Source organism: Streptomyces sp. NPDC003035 (genome assembly GCF_042888285.1).
Classification (GTDB): domain Bacteria; phylum Actinomycetota; class Actinomycetes; order Streptomycetales; family Streptomycetaceae; genus Streptomyces.
On record NZ_JBIAPJ010000006.1, the window covers coordinates 375808 to 402459 of the forward strand.

Consider the following 26652-nt stretch of genomic DNA (forward strand, 5'->3'; position numbering starts at 1 on the left):
GGGGTGGGGTGCCGGCCGGAGCGCGCGGTGTGGGGGGACCTGGGGGCCTACCGGTAGGCGGAGAACGCCTTGGTGAAGGCCAGCGGCTGCTGGAGGATCGAGGAGCAGGTGGCGTCCGCGTGGTTCACCGCGCCGGCCGCGCACTGCTTGTCGCGGGTCGAGGACCACATCGACAGCCAGCCGATGCCCTTGGACCGCGCGAAGTCGACCAGCTGGGTGGCGTCGTCGACGCGGAAGATCTCGGTCGTCACGTCGTTGACGCCGATCATCGGGGTGACGGCGACGGCCTTCCAGGCGGCCGCGTCGGAGAGGCCGAGCACGCCCTTGATCTGGGCCTGGGTGGCGGTCGCGGCCTGGATCGCGTACTGGCCCATGTCGCCGCTGTAGGCCGGCCCGTAGTCCATCGCCATGATGTTGACGGCGTCGACGCGGACACCGTTCTTCTTCGCGTCGGCGAGCAGGTCCACGCCCGGCTGGGTCAGGCCCTCCGGCATGACCGGCAGCGTGAAGGAGACGTTCAGGCCGGGGTGGGACTTCTGGAGCTGGGCGATGGCCTGCGAGCGGCGGGTGTTCGCGGCGGTGTCCGGCAGGGCCGCGCCCTCGATGTCGAAGTCGACCTTGGTGAGCTTGTACTGGTCGACGACCTTGCCGTACGCGGCGGCGAGGTCGGCGGAGGACGAACAGTTCAGGGCCAGTTCGTGACCGGCGGCGCCGCCGAAGGAGACCCGGACATCGCCGCCCTTGGCGCGCAGGGCGCCGATCTGGGAGGCCACCTTGTCACTGGCGAGGTCGGTGACACCGCCCCACAGCGGGGCGCAGGCGCCGCCGGAGGTGATGAAGGCGAGGTTGAACTCCTTCACACCGGTGGCGTCGGCGGTCGCGAGCATGTCGTACGACGGGTGGAGGGAGGTGTCGACGTAGGGCGCGAACGTCGCGGCGGCGCCCGGGGTGCCGGGGGCACCGGTGGCGGTCGCGGTGGGCTTCGGGGAGGCGGTCGCCGTCACGGTGGCGGTCGCGGTCGGCTTCACGGTGGGCGTCGCGGAGGCCGACGGGGTGGCCGTGGCGGTGGGCCGGCCGGTGGGGCGGCCGCTCGGCATCGGGGTCGCACCGCCGACGGAGCAGGCCGCCTTGTTGATCAGGCAGTTGGCCGGGTCGCCCGCCTCACCGGACGCCGAGGTCACGAAGCCGACGGTGACGGACTGGCCGGGGGCGAGCTCCTTGTTCCAGCTCGCGGGCCTCACGGTGACGTGCCGGCCGGAGACGGTGTGCTCGCCGTTCCACAGGGAGCCGATGGTCGTCCCGGCGGGCAGGTCGAACTCCAGCGTCCAGCCCCCCGACTGGACGCTGGAGGTCTCATTGGTGACGACGTACTGCCCGGTGTAGCCGCCGTCCCAGGAGCTGGTCCTGGTGTACGCGGCGCCGACAGCCGCCGCCTGGGCGGTCCCCGTGAGCGCGAACGCCACACCCCCGGTCACCGCCGCCGCGACGACCATGCCGACGACCTTGGTCCTGGCGCTCGTCCTGCGCCGGTGCGAACGGGGTCCCATCGCGTGCCTGCCTCTGCGTGCCGGGGGTGGAGTGGGGTGCGGGCAGCACGCTAGCGAGCGGGAAACGGACAAATGCCTATGAGGGGGCCCTGGTTGAGGATTCTTAGGCTCCGCTTAAGGCAGCCATCGGACCGAGGAAAGGTTCAGAGCTCCGCGGCCCGCCGGGCGCCCTGGCCGCCGCGCTTGCGGCGCCCCCGCCGGCCGTGGCGGAGCCCCGCCCCGCCGGAGCGGCGGCCGTCCAGGCCGATCCAGACGCGGACCTCCGTGCCGCCGAGCACCGAGTGCCCGATGCGTACGTCTCCGCCCGTCGACTCGGCCATCTGCCGCACGATGTCGAGACCGAGGCCGGTGGAACCGTCGCGGTGGCCGCTGTTGCCTCGGGCCAGCGCCGCGGCCGGGTCGGCGATGCCGGGCCCGGCGTCGGAGACGAGGACGATGACGGCGTCGTCGCCGTTGTGGACGTCCACCGAGAAGGCCGTCCCCTCGGGGGTGTGGCGGAAGACGTTGCCGAGCAGGGCGTCGAGCGCGGCGACCAGTTCGGGGCGGGCGACCGGGATGCGTACCGGGCGCTCGATGCCCGCCACCCGTACCTTGCGGCCCTCGTCCTCGGCCAGCGCGGACCAGAAGTCCATCCGCTCCCGTACGACCTCGGAGGCGTCGCAGCCGGCGCCCGGACCGGGGCCCTGCGTCTGCGGCTTGGCCTCCCGCGCCGTACGGATGATGGTGTCGACCTCGCGCTCCAGCTGCTCGACGGCGGCCCGGGTCTGCTCGGCCGCCGGGCCGGAGCCGAGCGAGGCCGCGTTGAGCCGGAGCACGGTCAGCGGGGTGCGCAGCCGGTGGGAGAGGTCCGCGGCCAGTTCCCGCTCGTTGGCGAGGAGCTGGACGACCTGGTCGGCCATCGAGTTGAAGGCGATCGCCGCCGACTTGAGCTCCGGCGGCCCCTCCTCGGGGACCCGCGCGCCGAGCTTGCCCTCGCCCAGGTCGTGGGCGGCGCCCGCGAGCCGCTGGGCGGGCTGGACCATCCGGACGCCGAGCCGGTCGGCGACGGCGACGGAGCCGATGATCAGCGCGATGCCCACGCCGGCCAGGACCAGCCAGGCGGTGGCGACCCCGTTGCTGACCTCGCCCTCGGGGACGAAGAGTTCGACGACGGCGACCTGTCCGGAGCCGAGCGCGGTGGGCTGGAGCAGCACCGAGCCGCCCTCCACCTCGGCGATGGTGGCCCGCCCCAGCTCCCGGGTGGTCCGCAGGTCCTTCTCGTCGGCCCGGCGGGTGCCGATCTCCAGGGCCTTCCCGCCCGGCTCGTCGGCCGCCGGGACATGGACGGCCATCCGCCCCTCGGCGCCGTCCTCGGTGGTCGCGACGGCGCGGTCCAGCTCCTCGCGGTCGGTGGTGATCGCGAGGACAGGCGCGAGCCCGGCGGCGCGCCGCTCGGCGTTGGAGAAGGCCCGGTCGCGCGCCATCTCCTTGACGACGAGGCCGAGCGGTACGGCGAAGGCGACGACGACCATGGCGGTGACGGCCAGCGACACCTTGACCAGAGCCCATCTCACGGCTGCGGCTCCCGCGGCGGCTCCAGCTTCACGCCCACCCCGCGCAGGGTGTGCAGATAGCGGGGGCGGGCGGCCGTCTCACCCAACTTGCGCCGCAGCCACGACAGATGGACGTCGATGGTCTGATCGTCCCCGTAGGACTGCTGCCACACCTCGGCGAGCAGCTCCTTGCGCGGCACGACCACCCCCGGTCGCCCGGCGAGGAAGGCCAGCAGGTCGAACTCCCGGCGGGTCAGGTCGAGCCGGGTCCCGTCGAGCTCCGCCTGGCGCCGCAGGGGGTCGATCGACAGACCGCCGACCTGGATGACCCGCGGCGGCGGCGCCTCCCCGGCGGCGGTCCGCGAGCGCCGCAGCACGGCGGCCATCCGCGCCGACAGGTGCTCCACGGAGAAGGGCTTGGTGAGGTAGTCGTCCGCGCCGTCGTTGAGGAGCCGGACGATCTCCGTCTCGTCGTCCCGCGCGGTCGCGATGATCACCGGTACGTCGGTGATGCCGCGCAGCATCTTCAGCGCCTCCGACCCGTCCAGATCGGGCAGTCCGAGGTCCAGGATGACCACGTCGAAACGGAGATGGGCGACCTCGCGCAGCGCCTCCAGGGCCGTGCCGACGCTCCGTACGGTGTGGGAGGCGTCGGTCAGATGCCGGATGAGGGCCGAGCGCACGAACTGGTCGTCCTCGACCACGAGCACACTTGCCATGGCCCGCACCGTACGCCATACGGGGGAACGCGGACCCTGGGGGACGCCTCCGCGGGCGGTGGTGCAGTATGGCCCGGATGCGGAGAGGACTTGTTCACGCCATGGCGTGGTCGCTCGCCACGGGCGCGGCGGTCACGCTCTCGTGGTGGGGTGTGCACACGGTGCTGGCCGGCACGGTCTACGACCCGCCGCGGGCGCTGCCCATCCCGGCCGGCACCACCGACGGACCGGCGGCCACCGGCGGCGATCCGCTGTCCTCCTCCACGCAGCGGCCGAAGACCCCGACGTCCACCCCGTCGACCGAGCCCGCCGCGAACGACACCCCCACCGCCTCCTCGCCCTCCCCCACGCCCTCGCGCAGGCCGACCGCCACGAAGCCGCCGCCCGACAGCGACGGCGGCACCGTGAAGAGCTACGCCGTCGACGGCGGCCGGGTGGTCTTCGACCTCGGGAAGACCTCGGCGGAGCTGGTCTCGGCGACCCCGTCCTCGGGCTGGCAGATGCAGGTCTGGAAGCAGCCCACCTGGATCCGGGTCACGTTCACCAAGGACGGCCGCGAACTGTCGGTGTTCTGCGTCTGGCACGACACCGCGCCCCGCGTGGAGATCGAGGACCGCTCTACCTGAACACCGATGCCGGCGGTACGGGCGAGGGCCTGGCGCTGGCGTCGGTGACCGGGGTCGCTCCCCCGGTGAAGTCGGCGAGCGACCGGCCGTGCTCCACCCGGCCGGCGTGCGGGTCCGTCGCCACCCGGCGGGTCAGCTCGGCGACGGGCAGCTCCCGGTCGGAGGCGAGCAGCACGGCGTTGCCGAAGCGGCGGCCGCGCAGCACGGTCGGGTCGGCCGCCAGCGCCAGCTCGGAGAAGACGGCGGCCGCGGTCGCGATCTGGCCGCGCAGATGGGTCAGCGGCGGGCCGTCGGCCAGGTTGGCGGCGTAGAACCCGCCGGGCCTCAGCGCCCTGCGGACCTCGCCGAGGAACTCGGTGCTGGTCAGATGCGCTGGTGTCCGCGCCCCGCTGAAGACATCGGCGATGATCAGGTCCGCCCAGCCGTCCTGGACCTTGGCGAGCCCCGCGCGGGCGTCGGTGGACCGGACCCGGATGCGGGCGGCCGTGTCGAGGGGCAGCTCGCGGCGGACGAGCTGGACCAGCGGCCCGTCGAGTTCCACGATCTGCTGCGTGGAGCGGGGCCGGGTGGCGGCGATGTAGCGGGCGAGGGTGAAGGCTCCTCCGCCGAGATGGACGACCTGGAGGGGCCGGTTCGGCGGGGCGGCGAGGTCGGCGATGTGGCCGAGGCGTCGCTGGTACTCGAAGGAGAGATGGGCCGGGTCGTCGAGGTCCACGTGCGACTGCGGGGCGCCGTCGATGAGCAGCGTCCAGCCGCGGGGCCGCTCCCGGTCGGGTATGAGCTCCGCGAGTCCGCCGTCGACGGTCTCGACGACGGCGACGGCGGCTGCCGTCCTCTCACGCGTTCTGTTCCTGGCCACGAGCCCCATTATCGGCGCTCGCGTCGGCACGCTGCCCGACGAGCCCTCTCGCTCGCGCCTGCGCCCTGCTCTCGGTCAGGGAGAACCCGCCCGGCAGGGCTAGCGGCAGCCGTCGGCCGCCTCGATCAGGCGGGCCGCCTGGCCGAGGGCCTCGCGCAGCACCGCGGGGTCGGTGACCTGGCCGGTGTCCCCGGGCGGCAGCAGCCAGCCGGCGGGGCGGGGCGTGTCCCCGGCCGGCTCGGGAAGCTCCGGCAGTTCCGGGATGCGCAGGCCGCGCCCCGAGGTCTGCGTACAGGCGCTGCCCGGCATGTCCCAGCCCTCCGCCGTGCCGGGCGGGACGAGGAAGCCGAGGGTGTCGCAGGCGCCGTCGTGCAGCACCGGGCCGACGACGGGGGCCCCGCCGCGGCGCAGGATGTCCACGGCCTCCAGGCCCTGCCGGACCGGAACGGTCACCAGGTCGCAGGGGGTGCCGTGCGGGGCGCTTGCATCGGGGGTGGGTACGTGGCGTGCGGTCGACTGCGATCCGATCTCCAACAAGGGACCCCTCCTTGCTCCTGAGAAGACACGTTCCGTCTCTCCGCATGGTTCAACGCCCGTACGCGTCAACGGCTACGGCGGCACGCCGCCGCAAAGGATGGCAGTTCATGGCAGATCGCGCGCGAGATATCCGATTTGTAGCCAAACTCTGCGTACGCGACCGGTCACAGCAGGTACGTTCTTGCCCCGCCGGAACACCGGCAGCACCAGGAGAGGGCTCGGCCATGGCGATGTCACGGGCAGTTCCCAATCTCGCCTTCCGCCGGCTCCGCGGACAGCACTCGCCGGCGGAGTTCGCCGCGGCGGTCCGCCGGGCGGCGCGGGAGATCGGCGAGCAGGTCGCCTGCGACGCCCGCTACATCGGACGCGTGGAGGCGGGCGAGATCCGCTGCCCCAACTACGCGTACGAGCGGGTGTTCCTGCACATGTTCCCCGGTCTCGGCCTGGCGGACCTGGGCTTCTCGGCGCGGGAGGCGGTACGCGGCCGACGGCCCGCCGCCTCGGCCGGGGCACCGCCCCCACCCGCCGTCACGACCCGGAACGATGAGGAGAGCGACGTGCTGCGTCGCGCATTCATGACGAGCGGCACCGCCACCGTGGCGGCCGCGTCACTGGGATTCGGCGGCACCGCCGCGGCGATCCCTTCCCCTCGGGGAGCCCACCGGATCGGCGAGGCCGAGGTCCGGGCCGTCGAGGAGGCCGTACGGCAGATCCGGCTGCTCGACGACCGGCACGGCGCCGACGGGCTGTACAAGTCGGCCGCTCAGCCGCTGCGGGCGGCGTACGCCCTGCTCGACGCGGGCACGGCGGCCCGGCGCTCCACCGAGGACCGGCTGCACGCGGGCGCCGGCGAGCTGGCCATCTCCGTCGGCTGGCTGGCCCATGACTCCGGCCGCTTCGACGACGCCCGCTCGCACTACGCGGAGGCCCTCGCCACCGCGCGCGTGGCCGGCGATCCGGCCCTGGAGGCGCACGCCTTCTGCAACACGTCGTTCCTGGCCAGGGACGCCGGACGGTACCGGGAGGCGGTCCGGGCGGCCCAGGCCGGTCTGCGGGCGGCGCAGCCGCTCTCCTCCGCCCGGCTGCTGTCCCTGCTCTGTCTGCGCGAGGCGGGCGCCTGGGCCGGGCTCGCCGACCGGGCCGCCTGCGAGCAGGCCCTCGGCCGCGCGCACACCTACTTCGCGCGGGGCCAGGGCGACAGCGACCCGGAGTGGATGTCGTTCTTCGGGGAGCCGGAACTGGAGGCCCTGGAGGCCCAGTGCTGGTCGACGCTGGGCGACTGGAGCCGCGCGGTCCGCCACGCCCACCGGGCGACGGTCCTCCAGAACCCGCACTTCGCCCGGAACCTCGCGCTCTACCGCGCCCAGCTGGCGAGCGACCTGGCCCACGCGGGCCGCCCGGACGAGGCGGCGGCGGAGGCCCGCCGGGTGGTCGACTCACTGGACGGCGTCCAGTCCTCCCGTGTCCGCACCCTCCTGACGGAGACCCGCCGGGTCCTGGCGGCTCACTGAGCCTCGGTGCCGGCCCACCGGCCGCGCGGGCAGCGGCCGGCCCGCGTCACTCGGGTCACTCCAAGTGGCCCGTGTCGTTCCAGCGCTCGAGCGCCGGAGCGCCGTACGCCCAGCCCAGGGCCGACAGGCTCGTCGGGTCGAGGCGGACGCGGGCGCCGAAGGAGATGTCCTCACCCAGCCAGCGCGCGGCTATCGTCCGCAGGATGTGGCCGTGCGCGAAGACCAGCACGTCCCGGTCCGCCGACCGCGCCCACTCGACGACCTCGTCCGCCCGCGCCGAGACCTGCGCCAGAGTCTCGCCCTGCGGCACGGCGTCGCGCCACAGCAGCCAGCCCGGACGGAGCTCCTGGATCTGGGCCGGGGTCAGCCCCTCGTACGCCCCGTAGTCCCACTCCATCAGCGCGTCCCATTCCTGGGCCCGCTCCCCGAAGCCGGCGATCTCGCAGGTCTCACGCGCGCGTACCAGCGGACTCGTACGGATCTCCAGATCCGGCAGCCCGTTCCAGGGCGCCCGGTGCAGCCGCTCGCCGAGCAGCTTGGCGCCGCGCCGGCCCTCGTCGAGCAGGGGGATGTCCGTCCTGCCGGTGTGACGGCCGAGCAGCGACCATTCGGTCTGGCCGTGCCGGGCGAGCAGGATGCGCGGTGCCATGAAGGGGCTCCAGAGGTTCACGTATCGGATGCCCTCCCATCATCGCGCACGTGAATTCGCGGCGACGCCCGGGCAACCCCCGTCCCCTTTCCGGCGTCCCTCCCCTCGGCCGGAACAAGGGGGGACCAGGCATGGGCAGGGTGGACAGACCGCGCTGGTGGGCGGAACTGATACTCATCGGCGTCGTGTACGCCGCGTACTCCGGCGGCCGGCTGCTCGCCCGCGGCGATGTGCGCGGCGCCGTCGATCACGGCCTGGCCATCCTTGACCTGGAGAAGTCCCTCCACCTGAACGCCGAGCACCCGCTCAACCGGCTCTTCACCGAGACGCCCGCCCTGGGGATCCCCGCCGACTTCGCGTACGCCTCCCTGCACTACCTCGTCACGCCGGCCGTCCTGGTCTGGCTCTTCCGCCGCCGCCCCGGCCGCTACCGCGCCGCCCGCACCTGGCTGATGGTCTCCACCCTCCTCGGCCTGATCGGCTTCACCCTGCTGCCCACCTGCCCGCCCCGGCTCCTCGACGCCCGCCACGGCTTCGTCGACACGATGGCGCAGTTCAGCTCGTACGGCTGGTGGGGCGCCGAGGCCAGCGCGCCGCGCGGGATGGGGGCGATGACCAACCAGTACGCGGCCATGCCGAGCCTGCACGTGGGCTGGGCGCTGTGGTGCGGGGTGATGCTGTGGCGGTACGGGCGTACGCCGCTGCTGAAGGCCCTCGGCGTCGCCTACCCGCTGCTCACCACCATCATCGTCATGGGCACGGCGAACCACTACTTCCTCGACGCGGTCGCGGGAGCAGCCGTGATGGGGCTCGGACTGCTGCTCACCGCGCCCGCGCTGCGCCTCGCGCACCGAGTGCGCACCACCCTGCGCCCCGCGAGGCCCCCGCTTGTCAGTGGCGGATGGGAGACTTCCGCGGGTGAGCGAATCCCTGGGCAGCGGAGCTCCTCCAACTCCGCAGACGACACTCCGGCACCGGCTCGCTGAGCTGCGCGGACCGGCCGTGGCGCCGCATCCGCTGGACGCGCGGGCGCTGGCGGCGCTGGCCGCCAACCCCGGCTGCCGACGGCGCGCGCTGCTCGACGGCGCCGGGGTCGACAAGGCCGCGCTCGCCTCGAAGCTGGGCTCGCCGGCGGCGTTCGGACAGTCGCAGTTCGCGTTCATGCGGGGCAACGCCTTCGAGGCGAAGGTCACGGCGGACGGCGGACGCGAGCTGCTCCGCCTGCTCGGCATCGAGGAGCCCGGGACGGTACAGGTCCCGGATCTGGCCGCCGCCGGGCCCGAGGGCCGGACGGCCCGCACCGCCCTCGCGCTGCGCGAGGCGACCGCCGCCGGGCAGTGGACGCTGCTCGGCCATCCGATGCTGGCCCTGGAGGTGGCGGGCTCCCCCGCCTATCTGGAGCCCGACGTGGTGGTGGTGCACCCCGACGGCCGGTGGACGGTCGTGGAGATCAAGTCCTTCCCGATGATCGACGGTTCGGCGGACGCCTCCAAGGTGGGCGCGGCGGCCCGCCAGGCGGCGGTGTACGTCCTGGCCCTGGAGCGGGTCGCGGCCCGGACGGAGGGCGCGACGGTGGCGCACTCGGTGCTCCTCGTCTGCCCGAAGGACTTCTCCAACCTGCCGACGGCCTCGGTCGTCGACGTCCGCAAGCAGCTGTCCGTGACCCGTCGGCAGCTGGCCCGGCTGACCCGGATCGAGGACATCGCCGCCGCGCTGCCGGAGGGCGTCACCTTCGATGTGGAGACGTGCTCGGCGGAGGAGCTGGCCTCGGCGGTGGAGACGGTTCCGCACGCGTACGCGCCGGAGTGCCTGTCCGCCTGCGAGCTCGCCTTCCACTGCCGGGAGCGGGCACGGCTCGCGGGCGCGGTGGAGGCGCTGGGCCGGTCGGTACGCGGCGAGCTGGGCGGCCTGACGACGATCGGCGCGGTCCTGGCGGCGGCACGCGGCGAGGCGGGCGACGCGGAGGACCCGACGGTGGAGGCCCTGCGCCGTGCCCAGGCGCTCCGCGCCGAGGCCTTGGCGGACGCGCCTGCCAGGGCTCCGAAGGAGGTCGTCGAATGCGCCCGCTGACCACACGCTCGGTGGCCGTGCCCCTCCGGCCCGGACAGGAGGTGTTCGCGTGCTGAGCCGACAGCCCGAGCCGACGCGGCGCGGCGGGCGCCTCACGCCGGGCCCGCGTGGCGCCCGGACCATGGACGCGCCCTCGTCGGGCGCCCGGACCATGGACGCGCCCTCGTCGGGCGCCCGGGCCACGGACGGCCTGGGCACGGGCAGGTCGGCCACAGGCCGACCGGCCTCGGTCAGCCCCGCCGCAGGCACAGCGGGCGCCAGGCCCACGGGCACGGGACGTCGTCGAAGGGGGCTCTCATGTCGCTGATCTCCACCCTCGCCCGGCTCGAGGCCGTCGAGTCCGGGCGGGCGCAGCCGCTGGCCACGGTCCGGCACCGGCATCTGTCGGACCGGCCGCTCGTGCTCGTGCCGCTGACCACGGCCGGCGAGGCGGGCGCCCCGCTCGGCGCCCTGGTCGGGACCGATCCCGAGGAGCCTCGGCTCCTCGTCGTCGCGCAACCGCGCGACCGGGACCTGCGGTTCGCGTTCCTCGCCGACCTGGCCGAGGAGGTCCTGCCGTACATCGACTCGTTCACCGACGCGGTCGAGGCCGCCGAGAAGAACGAGACCGACCCGGAGACCGGCAAGAAAGTCAAGGTCGAGGTCGACCTGTGCGCCGACGCCCCGCAGGTGATCGTGCCGAGCCGGGCGGGCATCGAGTACGTACGGCTCCTCGGGCGCTCGATGCGGTTCCGGCGGACGGTGGAGCAGGACCCGGAGACACCGTTCCCGGCGCCGCCGCGCGTACCGCTCCTCGGGCGCTGGCTGACGCACTTCGGCGAGCGGGCGCGCGTGCCGGGCTCCTCCCTCCTGCTCTCCGCGACCGACCTCCTGAACCGGCACTGGGCGACGGGCCAGTCCTCCCTGGAGGACCAGCACCTGGGCGCGCTGCTGGCCTGGATCGACCCCTATGACGGAGAGTCGGGGGCCGAGGCGGCGCTGCGGGCCGAGCTCGGCCGGGACCGCGACGGGCAGCTGCTCTGCCCGCCCGCCGGTCCGGCGACCGACCCGGCCTTCGACAACCGGCTGCTCGCGCCCGCGATCGAGCGCTTCGACCGGGCCCGGCAGGCGCTGGCAGCGGCGGAGGACGGCGAGAGCGCCGACGAGCGGCTCGGCGAACTGCACCGGGCCGAGCGGGAGATCCGCCGGCTGATCGTCTCGCAGCTGAAGCCGACCTGGGAGGCGGTGTGGCGCTCGCTCGACCTGCTGCGGGAGCTGCCGGAGGGCGCCCGGGTGGCGGACCGCTGGACCCGCGACCGCTGGTCGTTCACCGGCCACCGCGACCGGGTCGTGGCCGGCGAACCGCCGCAGCCGCGCCGTGACGACGCGGTGACGGCGGCGCAGAAGCTGGCGGCACGCGAGTCCGCGCAGGGGCAGCTGGACGCCCAGGAGGCCCTCGACGATCCGCTGGTGCTCGCGGGGCGGCGGCTCGCGGGCGAGGCGTTCGTCGCGGAGGTGGTGGAGGTGACGATGGCCTGGTCGGAGTCGAAGCGGCCCGCGCCACGCCCGCTGCTCACGGTCCGGACGGACGACCGGCCGCACCTGGGCCGGGGCGTGAAGGTGTACCGCTCGCTGGAGGGCAAGCCGCAGACCGCGGAGTTCGTACGGTACGAGGAGGACGGCTCCCTCGTGCTGCGGGTCATGGACAAGATGGGCCGGTCCAAGGAGCCCGCGGAGGGCTCGGTGCCGGAGAAGGGCGAGCGGATCGCCTGGACGCTGTTCGAGCACGACCAGCGGGTGGGCGCGAAGCTGCCGGACCCGGAGGAGACACCCTGGACGCACGGCGGACCCCCACGCTCCGACGCCGCCGAGCTGCCCGATGCCGTGACCACGGAGGACCTGCTGTGAGCTTCGATCCCGGAGCGGAGGCCGCCCGCGCGACGGCCGGCATCCTGGCCGACACCCTGCACGGTGACGCCCGCGGCGTCGTCGTCGACTCCCCGCCCGGCGCCGGCAAGTCGACGCTCGTCGTGCGGGCGGCGCTCGAACTGGCGGCGGCGGGGCGGCCCTTGATGGTCGTGGCGCAGACGAACGCACAGGTGGACGACCTGGTCCTGCGGCTCGCGGAGAAGGAACCGGACCTTCCGGTGGGCCGGCTGCACTCCAACGACAGCGATCCGTACGACAAGGCGCTCGACGATCTGGAGCACGTACGGAAGTCGTCGAAGGCGGGCGATCTGGCCGGGCTGCCGGTGACGATCTCGACGGCCGCGAAGTGGGCGCACGTGAAGAACGTCGAGCCGTGGGCGCACGCGATCGTGGACGAGGCGTACCAGATGCGCTCGGACGCGCTGCTCGCGGTGGCGGGGCTCTTCGAGCGGGCGCTGTTCGTGGGCGACCCGGGGCAGTTGGACCCGTTCTCGGTGGTCGGCGCGGAGCAGTGGGCGGGTCTTTCGTACGACCCGTCGGCGAGCGCGGTCTCGACGCTGCTCGCCCACAATCCTGACCTGCCTCAGCACCGGTTGCCGGTGTCCTGGCGGCTGCCGGCCTCGGCCGCGCCGCTGGTGTCCGACGCGTTCTATCCGTACACCCGCTTCCGCAGCGGCACCGGCCACGGCGACCGGCGGCTGGCCTTCGGGGTGGCGTCGGACGGCTCGGGTCCCGACCGGGTCCTGGACGAGGCCGCCGAGTCGGGGTGGGGGCTGCTCGAACTGCCGGCCCGCCACACCCCGCGCACGGATCCCGAGGCGGTCGGCGCCGTCGCGCTGGTGGTGCGCCGCCTGCTGGACCGGGGCGGGGCGGCCGTCTCGGAGCGTTCGCCCGACCCGGTCCCGCTGACCTCCGACCGGATCGCGGTCGGCACGGCCCACCGCGACCAGGCGGCGGCGGTCCGCGCGGCGCTCGCGGAGCTGGGCGTCTCGGGCGTGACGGTGGACACCGCGAACCGCCTCCAGGGCCGTGAGTACGACGTGACGGTGGTCCTCCACCCCCTCTCGGGCCGCCCGGACGCCACGGCCTTCCACCTGGAGACGGGCCGCCTGTGCGTCCTGACCTCCCGCCACCGCCACGCCTGCATCGTGGTCTGCCGCGCGGGCGTGGCGGACCTCCTGGACGACCACCCGTCGACGGAACCGGTCCAGCTGGGAGTCACAGTGAAGTTCCCCGACGGCTGGGAGGCGAACCACGCGGTCCTCTCCCACCTCGCGGAGCACCGCGTCAGCTGGTCGCCGGGGTGACGGGAGGCGCCGGGCGCGGGGTGCGGGCGGCCAGGGTGAGGAGTTCGTCGACCGTCCACTGGTCGTCGAGGTGTTCGCCGTACTTCGCGGCGACGATCCGGCCGTCGGTCCCGATCAGGAAGTCGCCCGGCAGTCCCAGCCGTCCGCCCCGCGGGCGGAGCACCGGCGGGCGGGCGCGGCCGTGCAGCATCTCCCAGGTGCCGACGGTCACCGCCCGGAGCATCGGCCCCCACGCCCGGGGGGTGAGCAGCGCCCTCGGCGAGGACTCGACACTGAACGCCCTGTAGAGCCGCTTGTCCGGATCGGCGACGACCGGAAACGGCAGGCCGTCCAGGTGCGGGGCCAGTTCCTCGGGCGGCGAGTGGAAGACGGCGACCTCGCGGATGCCGACCGCCTCGATCTCCTCGTGCCGTCGCGCCACGGACCGCAGGTGCAGATGACAGACGGGGCAGCCGGCGAAGCGCCGGAACTGCAGGTGGACGAGGCGTTCGGGGTCCGGGATGTCGACCGGCGGGCCGAGGAGCGGGTCGAGCCAGAGGACGGGGGCCGGAGAGCCGGGGCGCAGCTGTTGTCCGGGCAGGGCCATGGAACACCTCCACGTAGGCGTACGGTGTACTCCTATGACTGTAGGCGTATGGCGTACGCTGTCAACCCGTGCCACGCCCCCGCTCCCTCAGCCAGGACCAACTGGCCACCGCCGCCCTCGCCGTCATCGACCGCGACGGCCTCACCGGCCTGTCGATGCGCAGCGTCGCCAAGGAACTCGGCATGAGCACCATGGGGCTCTACCGGTACGTGGCCGACCGCGACGAGCTGGAAGGGCTGGTCGTCGAGCGCGTCCTGAGCACCGTCGACCCCACCCCGCCCGCCGCCGGCACGCCCTGGCGGGACCGGATCGAGGTCATGGTCCGCCGGCTGCGCGACAGCGTGGCCGCCCACCCCGCCGCCGTCCCGCTGACCGTCACCCACCGGCACCGGCTGCCCGGGCTGCTGCGCTGGTCGGAGTCGGTTCTCGGACTCCTGGCCGAGGCGGGCATCGACGGCGAGCAGCGGGTCGTCGCCCTGCGCGGCCTCATCGGTTACGTCGTCGGGGCGATCCAGCTCGAACACCTCGGGTCCCTCGCCGGCGCGGGCACGACCGCCATCGCGGAGCTGCCGGCCGACCGCTTCCCGTACATGACGGAGGCCGCCCGGCACGCCCCGGGCATCGACGCGGAACGGGAGTTCTTCGGCGGGCTCGCGGTGTATCTGCGCGGCCTCGGCGACTGACCCCTCCCCGCCCCCTTGCGCGAGGCTGGACAATGGAAGAAGGCCCGGGTCTCCGGGCCGCGTGTGTGCGAGGAGGAGAAGGACGATGGCGGAATCCGCGGAGCGGAACGGGCAGCGGCGGCTCCGGCCCGCACCGCTGATCTTCGAGCCTGCCGAGGCGACCGCCGACCCGGAGCACTTCTTCGACCTGGAGTCGATCGACGATCCGCGCGAGCTGCTGGCCCGCGCGACGGAGCTGACGCTCGCCTTCCGGGCGGCGACGGACCGGGCGATCGAGTTCCAGGCGATGGCGGCGGCGCAGCTCGCCGATCCCCGCCGCTTCGACCGGCTGACGCCCGCGGACGTCGCCGAGCGAGCGGAGTGGACCGAGGACTACGCGCGCCGGATGATCGAGTTCGGCCGCGACCTGATCCGTACGGGCGGCACGCCCCAGGACGACTGAACCGGTCCCGGCACGACCGCAGGGCACCCGCCCCGGGCGTTCCCCGCCTGGCATATGCCGGGGCGAAAGATACTCCTCCGACACCCGCCCTGTCCGGGTTTCCGCCAACTCTCGGAAACGGAGTCGTCACTCCCGGTAGATCTGACTCCATGAGTGCATGGCTGCGAGACGAGACCCCCCTGAGCCCGGCCCAGAGCGACACCGACGAGCGGCGCACGGGCCGGACCGACATCTTCCGGTTCCTGCGGGAGCAGGACGAGGGCCGGCATCACACCGCGCACGTCACCTCCGCCGGGGCCGACTGGCTCGCCTCCGCCGCCGCCTTCCCGCGCTCCACGCTGGCCCTGTGGGAGGCCCGGCCCACGGCCCCCGCCGTACTCCCCTGCGGCACGGTCTTCGACGTCGTGAACGTGGACACGATCTTCGGGCGCCGGATGCTCGACCGGCTCTGGACCGAGGGGCCGGGCACCGGACCCGTCGCCGTGTACCGGGGCCGGATGCTGCTGTTCGCCGCGCCCGGCACCGCGCAGCGGTTACCGTCGCTCCTCGACTGGGAGGAATGGGGTGACGCCGTCCCGCCGCCGCTCTGTCACGGCACCGGCGACGCCGTGACCATCCCCCCGCTGACCCGGCGGGAGCCCGCCGACCCCCGCTGGGTCGTCGCACCCGACACCCGCCACCCGTGGCTGCCGGGCCCCGAGGTCATGCTCTGGGCCTGCGTCCGGGCGGTCCGGGCCGCCTCCGCCGCCGACGTGCGGATATCGATTTTTCCTCCCGCCGATCAGGGTGCTAAGGTCTACGACGTCAGCAGGCGCCGCTAGCTCAGTTGGTTAGAGCAGCTGACTCTTAATCAGCGGGTCCGGGGTTCGAGTCCCTGGCGGCGCACAGACGGAAGAAGCCCCTCGCGCAAGCGGGGGGCTTCTTCGTGTGCACGCACGGGGCGCGCCGTGTGCGCGCCTCAGCGCTTCTCCGGCAGGGTCACCTTCACCGTCCAGGCACCCGCTCGCGTCCGGTCCGCCACCTCCACCCGGGTGCCCTCCCCCGGCACCGTGAACGTCTCGCCCACCCTCAGCGGCGCGTCGGCCAGCGGCGGGTACACCGAGCGGTCCCAGCAGGCCTCGGTCCGCGGATGGGTGTCCACGACCTCGACCGGGCCGTCCCCGGACGCCGCCTCGTTCCGTACGCGGTAGATCAGCACCCCCTCCGTACAGGTGTCCTGGTCGTTGCCCGTCGAGCCGCGGGCCTCGATCGCGAGCGCGGTGCCCGGTCCGGTCCGTACGACCGCGAGCCGGTTCCCGACCGTGCCGCCGGGCACCGGCGCCGCCGCCAGCGGCTCCAGGCTGAACAGCCGGCTGCCCGGGCCCTGCACGCAGGTCACCTGGTTCCGGTCCAGCCAGCCGAGCTTCCACTTGTGCCAGCCGAAGAGGTCCGGGGCGAGGCCGAACTGGCTGCCCATGACGTCCCAGTCCCCCACATGGGTGTCCCAGTCGCCCTTGCCGTCCGTCGGCCGGTGGTAGAGGTCGGGCAGGTCGAAGACGTGGCCGGTCTCGTGGGCCAGCACGTTGCGGTCCGGCGGATGCCGCTCGAAGACGGTCACGACCCGCTTGATGTCCGTGCCGTCCACCGTGAGCGGATGCTCCAGGTTGACGACCTTCGTGGCGTCGGAGTCCACGCCCGGCGCGTCCGGGTCGGCGACCAGATAGACGATGTCGTACCGCGAGAAGTCGACCGTGTCGTCCGCCGCGGCGAGCGCGTCCCGCAGATACGCCGTGCGCTTCCCCGCGTCCCAGTCGCGCTGTATGGCGTACGCGGTGGACGTCCGCGGCATCCGGATCCACTCGCGCCGCATGTCCGGGCGCAGCGTGAAGCGGCCGTACGAGGCGCGCCGGAAGAAGTCGCTCGTGGCGGGGAAGTGGTCGGCGGCCAGCTCGTCGGTGCCGATCAGCGGAGGGGAGTCGGGGAAGGACAGGAAGATCATGACCGCGTTCAGGGAGCGGGAGGGCTTCGGGTAGGAGCCGTTCCAGGTGTCCAGGCCCAGGGAGTGATGGGCGGCGGTACGCGGCAGGGCGCAGGGACCGGCCGCGGGCGCGCCCACGGCGGGGCCCGCCACGAGCCCGGTCGCGGCGAGCGCCACGAGGGAGGTGAAGGCCGCCGCGGAGGCGCGCAGCCGCGGACGTTCCACTCCGTCGGGTGTCTGCTGACCCCTCACGTAGACCTCCGGCTCCGGATTGCGGGATACCCCACCCACCTTGTGACGGTTTGAGGTGTTTCGCACTTTTCCGCTGCCCCAGTCGGGTGAGCCCGCGACACGGGGTCGACGCGACACGAGCGCGCAACGGCTCACGGAACGTCACAATCGGTCAGGCCGCCGCCGTCCCGCGTCAGACCCGCGCAGAAACGATCGGCCGGATGGGCGCGGCGGCGCGCCTCAAGGCTCCGCGGAGCGGGAGGGCGCCCATGAAGCTGGAATGACCCCCGGGGCAGCCCCTATGATCGGCACACTTTCCTTGGCCGACCCCATCCCGACCCATCCCGACCACATCTGTACGGCCCAACTGCACTACGGGAGCGAGCGGTGAGCGGAACCCCCGAAGGACCGGTGCACGCCCAGCTCTCGCCCGCACGGGAGCCCGTGCCCCCGATCACGGAGCGTGATCACGACCTCGCGGTCGACGCCGAACTCCGCGACTACCGGGCCGCCTTCCGGGCCTCCCAGCTCGCCATGGCCGTGGTGGACCAGAACGGCCTGGTCGTCTCCGCCAACGACGCGCTCGGCACCCTCCTCGGCACCGAGTCCGGCGCGCTCACCGAGCAGGCCGCCGCCGACCTCGTCGACCTCACCTCCGACGGCCGCACCCGGCACGCGTACCGCGAGGTGCTGCGCGGTCGGCGCTCCCGCTTCCGCTGCACGCGCCGGCTCAAGCACCCCGACGGGCGCTCGCTCTGGGCCGAGGTCACCGTCTCCCCCGTGCCCGGCAGCCGCCGCGTCCTCCTCTCGATCGCGGACATCAGCGACCGGCGCGAACTGCAGGCGCGGCTCCGCCACCTCCAGATGCACGATCCGGTGACCCGGCTGCCCAACCGCACGCTGTTCTTCGAGCGGCTCTCAGCGGCCCTGGAGACGGCCTCGCAGGAGGAGGAGAGCCCGGACATCCGATCGTCCTACGAGTCGTACGAGTCGTACGGGCATGGCGGAACAGGGCGGATCGGTCTCTGCTACCTCGATCTCGACGGCTTCAAGGCGGTCAACGACACGCTGGGGCACCGGATCGGGGACAGGCTTCTCGCCGCCGTGGCCGCCCGCCTGACGGAGTGTGCGGACAGCGACGGGTACACCAGGAGCGGCGGACACCTGGTGGCGCGGCTCGGCGGCGACGAGTTCGCGATCCTCGTCGAGGACTCCACGGGGACCGAGCAGCTCGCGGACCTGGCGCAGTCCGTCCTCTGCGCGCTCCAGCGGCCCTTCGACCTGGCGGGACAGCGGCTCTCGGTCTCGGCCTCGATCGGGGTCGTGGAGCGCGGCGCCCGCGGGACGACCGCCACGGGGCTGATGCAGGCCGCGGACACCACGCTGTACTGGGCGAAGGCCGACGGCAAGGCACGCTGGACCCTGTTCGACCCCGAGCGCAACGCCCACCGGATGACACGGCAGGCGCTCTCCTCCACGCTCCGGCCGGCAGTGGAGCGCGGCGAGTTCGCGCTGGAGTACCAGCCGTTGGTGGGGCTCGCGGACGGGGCGGTGCACGGCGTCGAGGCGCTGGTGCGCTGGAACCACCCGCAGTTCGGCACGCTCGCGCCGAATCGGTTCATCGGTATCGCCGAGGAGGACGGCTCGATCGTCGACCTCGGGCGGTGGGTGCTGCGCACGGCATGCCGGCAGGCCCGGCAGTGGCAGCAGGACCATCCGCGCGAGCGTCCGCTGTTCGTGAGCGTCAACGTGGCCGTACGACAGGTCTGGGACTCGGACCTGGTCGCGGACGTGGCGGGCATCCTGGCGGAGACCGGCCTCGCGCCGCATCTGCTCCAGCTGGAGCTGACCGAGTCCGCGGTGATGGGCTCGGCGGGCCGGCCGCTCCAGGCGCTCCAGGCGCTGAGCGACATGGGCGTGCGGATCGCGATCGACGACTTCGGTACGGGCTATTCGAACCTGGCGTATCTGAGCCGGCTGCCCGTCTCGGTCCTCAAGCTGGACGGCTCGTTCGTCCGCGGCTTCCAGGACGAGGCGCACGCCAACCCGGCGGACGAGCTGATCGTGGAGGCCCTGGTGCAGCTCGCCCACCGGCTGGGCCTGACGGTCACCGCCGAGTGCGTGGAGACCTCGGGCCAGGCGACCCGGCTGCGGCGCATCGGCTGCGACACGGGCCAGGGCTGGCTGTACTCGCGCGCGGTGGCCCCGGACCGCATCGCGGAGCTGATCGGGTCCGCGCCGCTGCCCGTCTGAAGCCGTACGTGACGGCATGGAACTGCCCCCGGCCGGGAGGGACATCCCGGGCGGGGGCAGTGGTCATGTCAGCGGGGATCCGCGAGGGGTCGGTGAGGGATCAGCAGGCGCCCTGGTCCTTCCAGACGCCCCACTCGCCGGTCGTGCCGGGCTCCTCGTTCTGGGTCCACCACTGGGCCTTCCAGGTACGGCCCTTGTGGGAGACGAGCGAGCCGCCGGTGTAGACCGAGCCGGCCACGTACGCCGGGGTGGTGCAGCCGGTGGGCGGCGTCGTGGTCTGGGTCGGCGTCGGCGTCGGCGTCGGGCCCGTGGTCGGCGTGGTGGCCGTCGGCGTGGGCGTGGGCTGGGTCGGGGAAGAACCGACCGCGGTCACGATCTGGTTGAAGAGCGTGGTGTTGGTGTCCAGACCGAGGAGCGAGTACATCATCGCGCCGGCCAGGCCGCGCTGGTGGGCGTAGTCGGCGCGGGCCTGGATGGTCCGCTGGTCGAGGCCGGTGAAGAACTCGCCGTCCTTGTAGAAGTAGGCCGACTTCGCCTGGTCGTCCCAGAAGGTCGTGGCCGGGTTGTCGACGATGCCGCCGAGCTCCTTGTAGTGCGCGATGCCCGCCTGCTGGCTGACCGGGCGGGCCGCCGACGCGCCGGTGGCCGGCTGTGCGAGGCCGTTCTTCGTCCCCGCCGGAACGCCCTTCCAGCCGCGGTAGTAGAACTCGTAGCCCAGCGTCAGCTTGTTCGCCGGGAAGCCGCCCGCGATGCCGTAGGCCGGCTTGCCGTCGATCCAGGCGTCGATCGCGTTGTCGATCGAGTACTTCTCGGTGCCCGGCTTGATCGGGTCGGTCGGGTCGTCGGCGCCGGAGTACAGCGGGGACTGGTGGTACGTCGGCCCGTCGCCGTCCCAGGCGCCGTGCATGTCGTACGTCATGATGTTCGCGTAGTCGAGGTACGCGCCGATCTTGTCCGTCTCGATGTGCTTGATCTTGTCCTGGCCGGCCGGGAGGGCCGCGGTGAGCAGGTACTTCTTGCCGCCGTTCGCCGCGCCGTACGCGTCGAGCTGCTTGCGGAACTCGGCGAGGAGCAGCGTGAAGTTGGCCTTGTCCTCGGGGCCGTAGTGGTTGCCGAGGTGGCCGTCGGGCGAGCCCGGGTACTCCCAGTCGATGTCGATGCCGTCGAAGATCCCGGCCGCCGTGCCCGGACCGCCGTAACCGCCCTCGACCGGCAGGTCGCCGGCGATGTACTGCTTGACGCAGGACGCCACGAACTTCTTGCGGCTGGCGTCCGTCTTGGCCGCGTCGTGGAAGTACTTCGAGTAGGTCCAGCCGCCGAGCGAGATGTTGATCTTCAGGTGGGGGTGCTTCGCCTTCAGCTCCTTGAACTGGTTGAAGACGCCCACGATCGGCTGGTCCCACTTGTCGGCCACGCCGTCGACGCTGTCCGCGGCGGAGAAGGAGCGCTGGTAGTCGGCGTACGAATCGCCCGCGCCGTCACCGGCGTTCGGGTTCGCGTCGTCACCGGCCGCCTTGTTGGCCTCGAAGCAGGTGAGCTCGGTCGGGTGGATGTTCCCGAACGAGTAGTTGATGACGTCCAGTTTGGCCGCGATGCCCCGCGTGTCGAGGTGCTTGGGGTAGAAGGCGTTCCCGTACACGCTCCACTGGTCGTAGTACGCGATCTTGACGCCGCCGGTCGAGGCGGTGGTGGCGGCGCCGGCCGCCTGGGCGGAGCCGAGGCCGACGGTCGCGGCGAGCGCGCCGGCGGCGAGGGCCGAGCTGACGAGCGCGGCGATCAAGGGCTTGCGGGGGTGCACGGTGCGGCCTCCGAGGGGGTACGAGGGGTGCGCGGTACAGCAGTTGGAGCAGTGATAGCCGCCGCGTGAACAGCGCGTCAATGGTCTGAACCAGATTGAGGACTAGACCAATTCGAGCGGGAAAGCCCTTGTCAGAAGCGTGCGCCGGCAAACGGAACCGCCCGCCACCACAGGTGACGAGCGGTTTAAGGTTCACTTAGGGATGACGGAGGCGGTCCTTCCGGGCCGAACCAACCGCCCCCCGAAACCGAGGTTCTACTCCGCCGGAACGACCTCGTCCGGCATCCCGTACGCGTCCGCGATCAACGCGTAGCTCCGCAGCCGGGCATCGCCGCCGTGGGCGTTGGCCGTGATCATCAGCTCGTCGGCGCCGGTCCGCTTGCGGAGATCGTCCAGACCTGTCCGTACCTCGTCCGCCGTGCCGTACTGGATGTTCGCCAGCCAGCTGTCGACGAAGTCCCGCTCCGTCGGGCTGAAGGGGTACGCCTCCGCCTCCTCCGGGGTCGGGATCAGACCCGGCCGGCCGGTGCGCAGGCGGAGCATCGACAGCGCGCCCGTGAGGACCTGGCGGCGGGCCTCCTTCGGGTCCTCGTGGGCGAGCGCCGCCACGCCGATGAGCGCGTAGGGCGCGTCGAGGACCCGCGAGGGGCGGAAGGAGTCCCGGTAGAGGTCGAGCGCGGGGATCGTGTTCTGCGCCGAGAAGTGGTGCGCGAAGGCGAACGGCAGGCCGAGCATCCCGGCCAGGCGTGCGCTGAAGCCGGAGGAGCCGAGCAGCCAGATCGGCGGCCTGGCGGAAGGCCCCTGGACCGGACCGGGCACGGCGTGGATCCGCGCGTACGGATGGCCGTCCGGGAAGTCGTCGTCGAGGAAACGGATCAGCTCGGTGAGCTGCTGGGGGAAGTCGTCCGCGCCCTCTCCCAGCGTCTGCGTCCGGCGCAGGGCGGCGGCCGTGGCGCCGTCCGTGCCGGGCGCGCGGCCGAGTCCGAGGTCGACCCGGCCCGGAGCGAACGCCTCCAGCGTGCCGAACTGCTCGGCGATGACCAGCGGGGCGTGGTTGGGCAGCATGACACCGCCCGAGCCGAGCCGGATGCGGCGGGTGTGGGCGGCGAGGTGGGCCAGGATCACAGCCGGCGAGGAGGAGGCGACACCGGGCATGGAGTGGTGCTCGGCCACCCAGTGGCGGTGGTAGCCGCGCCGTTCGGCGAGCTTGCTGATCTCGACGCTGGTGGCCAGCGCCTGGCTGGCGGTCCTGCCGCTGCCGACGGTCACCAGGTCCAGTACCGACAGCGGTACGGGCGAGTCCCCGTGTGCCGTGCCCCGAATCGCGTCGCTCACCGTTGATGACCCTTCTGCCCGCAGACGTACGTACGGAGCGGTAGAACAGGAGGGTGTCTCCGGTTATTCCGCGAAGTCGGAGGAATGACCTGGTCGGCTTCGGGTAGCCGGGCGCCCATGCCTCGAACAACGCAACAGATACGGCGGCGGACGCTGCTGTGGGGGACGGCCGCCGCGGCGGCCGGCGCGGCCGGCTGCGCCCGCGTCGCCTCGGGCGACGCGCTCGGCCGTCTCAGATCCCAGGGCACCGTCCGCCTCGGCATCGCGGGCGAGGTGCCGTACGGCTACGTCGACGAGCAGGGCGCCTTCACCGGTGAGGCGCCCGAGCTCGCGCGGGTGATCTTCGGGCGCCTCGGCATCGAGAACGTCCAGCCCGTGGCCACCGACTTCGCCTCGCTCATCCCCGGCCTGAACTCCCAGCAGTTCGACGTCGTCTCGGCCGGGATGTACATCAACAAGGAGCGCTGCGCGCAGGTCCTCTTCGCCGACCCCGAGTACCAGATGCTGGACTCCTTCATCGTCCGCAAGGGGAACCCGAAGAAGCTCCGCTCGTACGAGGACGTGGTGCGGACGAAGGCCCGCTTCGCGACCGGCGGCGGATGGGCCCAGCTGGGTCACGCCGTGGCCGCCGGCTACCCGGAGAAGGACATCGTGGTCCTCCAGGACCAGGTCGCCGGGTTGAACGCGGTCGAGTCCGGCCGCGTCGACGTCTTCGCCGGCACCGCCCTGACCGCGCGCGCGGTCGTCCGCAAGTCCCCCAGGACCGAGGCCACCGAGCCGTTCGCCGCCGTCGTCGACGGCGAGAAGACGATCGACGGCGGCGCCTTCGCCTTCCGTCCCACCGACACCGCGCTGCGGGACGCCTTCAACACCGAGCTGCACAGGATGAAGAAGAGCGGCGAGCTCTTCCGGATCATGCGGCGCTTCGGCTTCACCGAGGCCGAGATGACCACGCTGACCGCCGAGGAGCTGTGCCGATGACCGCGGGACTCTGGCAGAACTGGGTCCTGCCCGGCATCTGGATCACCATCCAGCTCCTGATCGCCTCCACCGCGCTCGCCGCCCTGGTCGCCTTCACCGTCGGCACCGCCCGTACCCACCGCTCCCGCGCCGTCCGCTTCCTGGCCGGGTTCTACACCGAGGTCTTCCGCGGCACCTCCGCGCTGATCCTCATGTTCTGGCTCTTCTTCGTCCTGCCGGCCCTGGTGGGCTGGCAGCTCGTCCCGATGTGGGCGGCGATCCTCGCGCTTGGCCTCTCCTACGGCGCGTACGGCGCCGAGATCGTGCGCGGCGGCCTGAACGCCGTACCGAAGGCGCAGCGCGAGGCGGGGGTCGCGCTCAGCCTCACGCCCTGGCAGCGGCTGCGGCTCGTGCTGCTCCCGCAGGCCGTGCCCGAGATGATCCCGTCCTTCTGCAACCTCCTGATCGAGCTACTCAAGGGCACCGCGCTGGTCTCGCTGCTGGGCGTCGGCGACGTGTCCTTCGCCGCGTACCTGGTGCGGCTCGCGACCCAGGAGAGCGGGGCGATCTACACCGTGACGCTGGTCGTCTACTTCCTGATCGCCCTGGTGATCACCCGCTCGATGAAGGCGCTGGAGCGCCGCGGCAAGGCGAACCTGGGGGTGGTGGCCAAGTGAACTGGGACTGGTCCGCGGTGGTGGACTTCATGCCGCGCTTCTGGGACGGGCTCCTCGTCACCCTTCAGGTGCTGGTGCTCGGCTCCCTGCTCTCCTTCACGCTGGGTCTGGTGTGGGCGCTGGGCTTCCGCGCCCCGAGCCGCTTCGTCCGGTGGCCGGTGCACGCCGTCACCGAGTTCGTCCGTACGACTCCGCTGCTCGTGCAGCTCTTCTTCCTCTTCTTCGTCCTGCCGGAGTGGGGCGTGCAGTTCTCCGCCCTGACCACCGGCACGCTCGCGATCGGCCTGCACTACTCGACGTACACCGCGCAGGTCTACCGGGCGGGCATCGACGCCGTACCGGCGGGACAGTGGGAGGCGGCGACGGCGCTCAGCCTGCCGCGCCACCGGACCTGGCTGACGGTGATCCTGCCGCAGGCCCTGCGCCGGATCGCGCCCGCGCTCGGCAACTACGTCATCGCGATGCTGAAGGACACCCCGCTGTTGGCCGGAATCAGTGTGCTGGAGCTCCTCCAGCAGTCCCGGCTGGAGTCGGCGGCCACCTTCCAGTACACCGAGCCGCTCACCGTGGTCGGTGTGGCCTTCGTCCTGATCGCCTATCCCGCTTCCCTGCTCGTCCGTTCCCTGGAGCGCCGCCTTGTCTGAAGAACTGATCCGATTCGAGAACGTCACCAAGCGCTTCGGGGCCAACACCGTCCTCGACGATCTCTGCTTCTCGGTGCGCGCGGGGCAGCACGTCACTCTGATCGGACCCTCCGGTTCCGGCAAGACGACGATCCTGCGGCTCCTTATGACCTTGGAGAAGCCGGACGCGGGGACCATCAGCGTCAACGGCGGAAAGCTGCACCCGGCGGACGAGAAGCACCGGCGTGAGGTCCGCAAGAAGATCGGGATGGTCTTCCAGCACTTCAACCTCTTCCCCCACATGTCCGTCCTGCGCAACATCACCGAGGCGCCGATACGGGTCCTCGGGAAGAGCCGCGAGGAGGCCGAGGCGCGCGGTCGCGAGCTGCTCGACATGGTCGGTCTGGCCGACAAGTACGAGGCCAGACCGGCACAGCTGTCCGGCGGACAGCAGCAGCGGGTGGCCATCGCGCGGGCGCTGGCGATGGAGCCGAAGGTGCTGCTGCTGGACGAGGTGACCTCGGCGCTCGACCCGGAGCTGGTGGCGGGAGTGCTGGATCTGCTGCGGGAGATCGCCAGGACGACGGACATCACCATGATCTGTGTGACGCACGAGATGAACTTCGCCCGGGACATCTCGGACAAGGTCCTGATGTTCGACGCGGGTAAGGTGATCGAGTCCGGTTCTCCGGAAAAAATCTTCTCGGCCGCCGAGCATCCGCGTACGCGCGAGTTCCTGGGAGCGGTCCTCTGACCTCAGGCTCTACGAGGGAGTTGTGACCTTGGCATATGCCAGGGTGGTGCGCCCCAGCGTACGCCGCTGGGGCGCCGCATCATTCTCGCCAACAGCCGCCCCGAAAAGGGAGTTTGACGGCTATCGTGGTACGGAAGCTTGCGGTCACAACCTGGTAGGGGGAAACCGTGGCGCTGAAGCCCGAGCCCACCGCGCCGTTCCACTCGGTGCAATACGCCCTGCGCGTCCTCGAGACGGTCTCACGGCACGGTGGCGGGGTGACGGACGTCCAGATCGCGCGTGAGACCGGTCTGCCCGTCGCCCACCTGTCCTCTCTGCTGCTGATGCTCCGCCGCGAGGGGTACGTCGAGCAGGTCGCCGACGGCGCCTATGTGATCGGCGACTCCCTGATCCTCCTCGGCTCCGGTCTGACCCGCCGCGAAGCTCTGGAGGGCAAGCTCCAGGAGACGCTCACCGAGCTGCGCGACTCCGTCGGCGCGGCGGTCTACATCAGCCGGTACATCGACGGCGAGGTGAAGATCACCCAGTTCGCCGACGGCCCGCGCACGCCCAAGGTCAACGAGTGGGTGGACTTCCGCTCGGCCGCCCACGCCAGCGCGGTCGGCAAGTGCCTGCTGACCCAGCTGGACCAGAACGGCCGCCGGGACCACCTCTCGCGCCACAAGATCGCCCGGCTGACGTCCCGGACGATCACCAACGAGAAGGTGCTCTTCTCCAAGCTGGACAGCCAGCCGCCGACCGTCCCGGTGCTCGACCTGCAGGAGTACGCCGTGGGCACGGTCTGCGCGGCGGTGCCGCTGACGGCCGGCGCGGCCGTGGGCTGCCTGGCGCTCTCCCTCCCGATCGAGCACGCCCACCGACTGCGCTCGGCGGCCGACACGCTCAACCGCAGGGCCGCGCCGGTGGTGCTCTCGCTGGCGATCTGAGCTGGTCAGGGGTGTGATCCGGCCCTCTGGGGCGGTGGTCGGAAGCACCCCCGAGGACCAGGTAGTATTTTCTCTGTCAGCAGGCGCCGCTAGCTCAGTTGGTTAGAGCAGCTGACTCTTAATCAGCGGGTCCGGGGTTCGAGTCCCTGGCGGCGCACAGAC

Annotated in this window: 25 protein-coding genes and 2 tRNA genes; 17 read left to right on the plus strand and 10 right to left on the minus strand. The window is 72.5% G+C overall.

What is annotated here, in order from left to right:
- Positions 1-47: 47 nt before the first annotated feature.
- From ACFYV5_RS21530 to ACFYV5_RS21540, 3 genes are all read right to left on the minus strand, one after another.
- Entirely contained in the window at positions 48-1547 is a 1500-nt protein-coding gene (locus tag ACFYV5_RS21530; protein ID WP_389170705.1) for a cellulose binding domain-containing protein, read from the minus strand.
- Between the two features lie 143 nt (positions 1548-1690).
- Positions 1691-3100, minus strand: a complete 1410-nt coding sequence (locus ACFYV5_RS21535) for a HAMP domain-containing sensor histidine kinase (RefSeq protein WP_355112258.1) — start codon at positions 3098-3100, stop codon at positions 1691-1693.
- Positions 3097-3798 (minus strand): response regulator transcription factor, encoded by a 702-nt coding sequence (locus tag ACFYV5_RS21540; RefSeq protein WP_389170708.1) that lies wholly within the window; start codon positions 3796-3798, stop codon positions 3097-3099. The genes ACFYV5_RS21535 and ACFYV5_RS21540 overlap by 4 nt, the downstream gene beginning before the upstream one ends.
- Before the next feature lie 68 nt (positions 3799-3866).
- Between ACFYV5_RS21540 and ACFYV5_RS21545 the strand changes: the two genes are divergently transcribed.
- Positions 3867-4424, plus strand: coding sequence for a hypothetical protein (locus tag ACFYV5_RS21545; RefSeq protein WP_355112262.1), 558 nt, complete (start codon positions 3867-3869; stop codon positions 4422-4424).
- Here the strand turns inward: ACFYV5_RS21545 and ACFYV5_RS21550 are convergent.
- Both ACFYV5_RS21550 and ACFYV5_RS21555 read right to left on the minus strand, forming a co-directional pair.
- On the minus strand, positions 4417-5283 hold the full coding sequence (locus ACFYV5_RS21550) for a spermidine synthase (protein ID WP_389170710.1): 867 nt from the start codon (positions 5281-5283) through the stop codon (positions 4417-4419). The genes ACFYV5_RS21545 and ACFYV5_RS21550 overlap by 8 nt on opposite strands.
- A gap of 99 nt (positions 5284-5382) precedes the next feature.
- Positions 5383-5820: a hypothetical protein gene (locus tag ACFYV5_RS21555; RefSeq protein WP_355112264.1), complete on the minus strand. Its 438-nt coding sequence runs from the start codon at positions 5818-5820 to the stop codon at positions 5383-5385.
- 224 nt (positions 5821-6044) lie between these two features.
- On the opposite strand from ACFYV5_RS21555, the gene ACFYV5_RS21560 reads away from it, so the two are divergent.
- The gene (locus ACFYV5_RS21560) at positions 6045-7331 is read left to right on the plus strand and encodes a tetratricopeptide repeat protein (protein WP_389170713.1); all 1287 of its coding nucleotides are present in this window, start codon (positions 6045-6047) and stop codon (positions 7329-7331) included.
- A gap of 55 nt (positions 7332-7386) precedes the next feature.
- Here ACFYV5_RS21560 and ACFYV5_RS21565 read toward each other — a convergent pair whose 3' ends face one another.
- Entirely contained in the window at positions 7387-7980 is a 594-nt protein-coding gene (locus ACFYV5_RS21565) for a histidine phosphatase family protein (protein ID WP_389170716.1), read from the minus strand.
- Between the two features lie 131 nt (positions 7981-8111).
- On the opposite strand from ACFYV5_RS21565, the gene ACFYV5_RS21570 reads away from it, so the two are divergent.
- The 4 genes from ACFYV5_RS21570 (at position 8112) to ACFYV5_RS21585 (ending at position 13265) form a co-directional block, all read left to right on the plus strand.
- The gene (locus ACFYV5_RS21570) at positions 8112-8966 is read left to right on the plus strand and encodes a phosphatase PAP2 family protein (RefSeq protein WP_355112269.1); all 855 of its coding nucleotides are present in this window, start codon (positions 8112-8114) and stop codon (positions 8964-8966) included.
- Complete coding sequence (locus tag ACFYV5_RS21575) at positions 8899-10050, plus strand: hypothetical protein (protein WP_389170719.1); 1152 nt, start codon at positions 8899-8901, stop codon at positions 10048-10050. Before ACFYV5_RS21570 ends, ACFYV5_RS21575 begins: the two co-directional genes overlap by 68 nt.
- Before the next feature lie 297 nt (positions 10051-10347).
- Complete coding sequence (locus ACFYV5_RS21580) at positions 10348-11937, plus strand: hypothetical protein (protein WP_389170722.1); 1590 nt, start codon at positions 10348-10350, stop codon at positions 11935-11937.
- Positions 11934-13265 (plus strand): AAA domain-containing protein, encoded by a 1332-nt coding sequence (locus ACFYV5_RS21585; protein WP_389170725.1) that lies wholly within the window; start codon positions 11934-11936, stop codon positions 13263-13265. The genes ACFYV5_RS21580 and ACFYV5_RS21585 overlap by 4 nt, the downstream gene beginning before the upstream one ends.
- Here ACFYV5_RS21585 and ACFYV5_RS21590 read toward each other — a convergent pair.
- The gene (locus tag ACFYV5_RS21590; RefSeq protein ID WP_389170728.1) at positions 13246-13851 is read right to left on the minus strand and encodes a peroxiredoxin-like family protein; all 606 of its coding nucleotides are present in this window, start codon (positions 13849-13851) and stop codon (positions 13246-13248) included. The two genes, ACFYV5_RS21585 and ACFYV5_RS21590, sit on opposite strands and share 20 nt — an antisense overlap.
- A gap of 68 nt (positions 13852-13919) precedes the next feature.
- On the opposite strand from ACFYV5_RS21590, the gene ACFYV5_RS21595 reads away from it, so the two are divergent.
- The 4 genes from ACFYV5_RS21595 to ACFYV5_RS21610 all read left to right on the plus strand — a co-directional run bounded on the left by ACFYV5_RS21595 (position 13920) and on the right by ACFYV5_RS21610 (position 15861).
- A complete protein-coding gene (locus tag ACFYV5_RS21595; RefSeq protein WP_389170731.1) occupies positions 13920-14534 on the plus strand; it encodes a TetR/AcrR family transcriptional regulator in 615 nt (204 codons plus the stop codon).
- 85 nt (positions 14535-14619) lie between these two features.
- Complete coding sequence (locus ACFYV5_RS21600; RefSeq protein ID WP_355112281.1) at positions 14620-14976, plus strand: hypothetical protein; 357 nt, start codon at positions 14620-14622, stop codon at positions 14974-14976.
- Positions 14977-15125: 149 nt separating this feature from the next.
- Positions 15126-15797: a bifunctional DNA primase/polymerase gene (locus tag ACFYV5_RS21605; RefSeq protein WP_355112282.1), complete on the plus strand. Its 672-nt coding sequence runs from the start codon at positions 15126-15128 to the stop codon at positions 15795-15797.
- Positions 15788-15861, plus strand: a tRNA-Lys gene (locus ACFYV5_RS21610). Before ACFYV5_RS21605 ends, ACFYV5_RS21610 begins: the two co-directional genes overlap by 10 nt.
- A gap of 73 nt (positions 15862-15934) precedes the next feature.
- Here ACFYV5_RS21610 and ACFYV5_RS21615 read toward each other — a convergent pair.
- Positions 15935-17185: a M6 family metalloprotease domain-containing protein gene (locus ACFYV5_RS21615; RefSeq protein ID WP_389171103.1), complete on the minus strand. Its 1251-nt coding sequence runs from the start codon at positions 17183-17185 to the stop codon at positions 15935-15937.
- 423 nt (positions 17186-17608) lie between these two features.
- Here ACFYV5_RS21615 and ACFYV5_RS21620 point away from each other — a divergent pair, with 423 nt between their 5' ends.
- Positions 17609-19417, plus strand: coding sequence for a putative bifunctional diguanylate cyclase/phosphodiesterase (locus ACFYV5_RS21620; protein WP_389171105.1), 1809 nt, complete (start codon positions 17609-17611; stop codon positions 19415-19417).
- A gap of 100 nt (positions 19418-19517) precedes the next feature.
- Here the strand turns inward: ACFYV5_RS21620 and ACFYV5_RS21625 are convergent, their stop codons facing one another.
- Together ACFYV5_RS21625 and ACFYV5_RS21630 are read right to left on the minus strand one after the other, a co-directional pair.
- Positions 19518-21215, minus strand: a complete 1698-nt coding sequence (locus tag ACFYV5_RS21625; protein ID WP_355112284.1) for a glycosyl hydrolase family 18 protein — start codon at positions 21213-21215, stop codon at positions 19518-19520.
- A gap of 255 nt (positions 21216-21470) precedes the next feature.
- A complete protein-coding gene (locus tag ACFYV5_RS21630) occupies positions 21471-22550 on the minus strand; it encodes an LLM class flavin-dependent oxidoreductase (RefSeq protein ID WP_389170736.1) in 1080 nt (359 codons plus the stop codon).
- A gap of 117 nt (positions 22551-22667) precedes the next feature.
- Here ACFYV5_RS21630 and ehuB point away from each other — a divergent pair, with 117 nt between their 5' ends.
- The 6 genes from ehuB (at position 22668) to ACFYV5_RS21660 (ending at position 26647) form a co-directional block, all read left to right on the plus strand.
- Entirely contained in the window at positions 22668-23531 is an 864-nt protein-coding gene (gene ehuB, locus ACFYV5_RS21635) for an ectoine/hydroxyectoine ABC transporter substrate-binding protein EhuB (protein WP_389170739.1), read from the plus strand.
- Positions 23528-24187 (plus strand): ectoine/hydroxyectoine ABC transporter permease subunit EhuC, encoded by a 660-nt coding sequence (gene ehuC / locus ACFYV5_RS21640; RefSeq protein WP_355112290.1) that lies wholly within the window; start codon positions 23528-23530, stop codon positions 24185-24187. The genes ehuB and ehuC overlap by 4 nt, the downstream gene beginning before the upstream one ends.
- Entirely contained in the window at positions 24184-24831 is a 648-nt protein-coding gene (gene ehuD, locus ACFYV5_RS21645; RefSeq protein ID WP_389170742.1) for an ectoine/hydroxyectoine ABC transporter permease subunit EhuD, read from the plus strand. The genes ehuC and ehuD overlap by 4 nt, the downstream gene beginning before the upstream one ends.
- Complete coding sequence (gene ehuA / locus ACFYV5_RS21650) at positions 24824-25564, plus strand: ectoine/hydroxyectoine ABC transporter ATP-binding protein EhuA (RefSeq protein WP_355112293.1); 741 nt, start codon at positions 24824-24826, stop codon at positions 25562-25564. The genes ehuD and ehuA overlap by 8 nt, the downstream gene beginning before the upstream one ends.
- 167 nt (positions 25565-25731) lie before the next feature.
- Positions 25732-26490, plus strand: a complete 759-nt coding sequence (locus tag ACFYV5_RS21655; RefSeq protein ID WP_355112295.1) for an IclR family transcriptional regulator C-terminal domain-containing protein — start codon at positions 25732-25734, stop codon at positions 26488-26490.
- A gap of 83 nt (positions 26491-26573) precedes the next feature.
- Positions 26574-26647 (plus strand) — tRNA-Lys (locus ACFYV5_RS21660).
- Positions 26648-26652 lie beyond the last annotated feature (5 nt).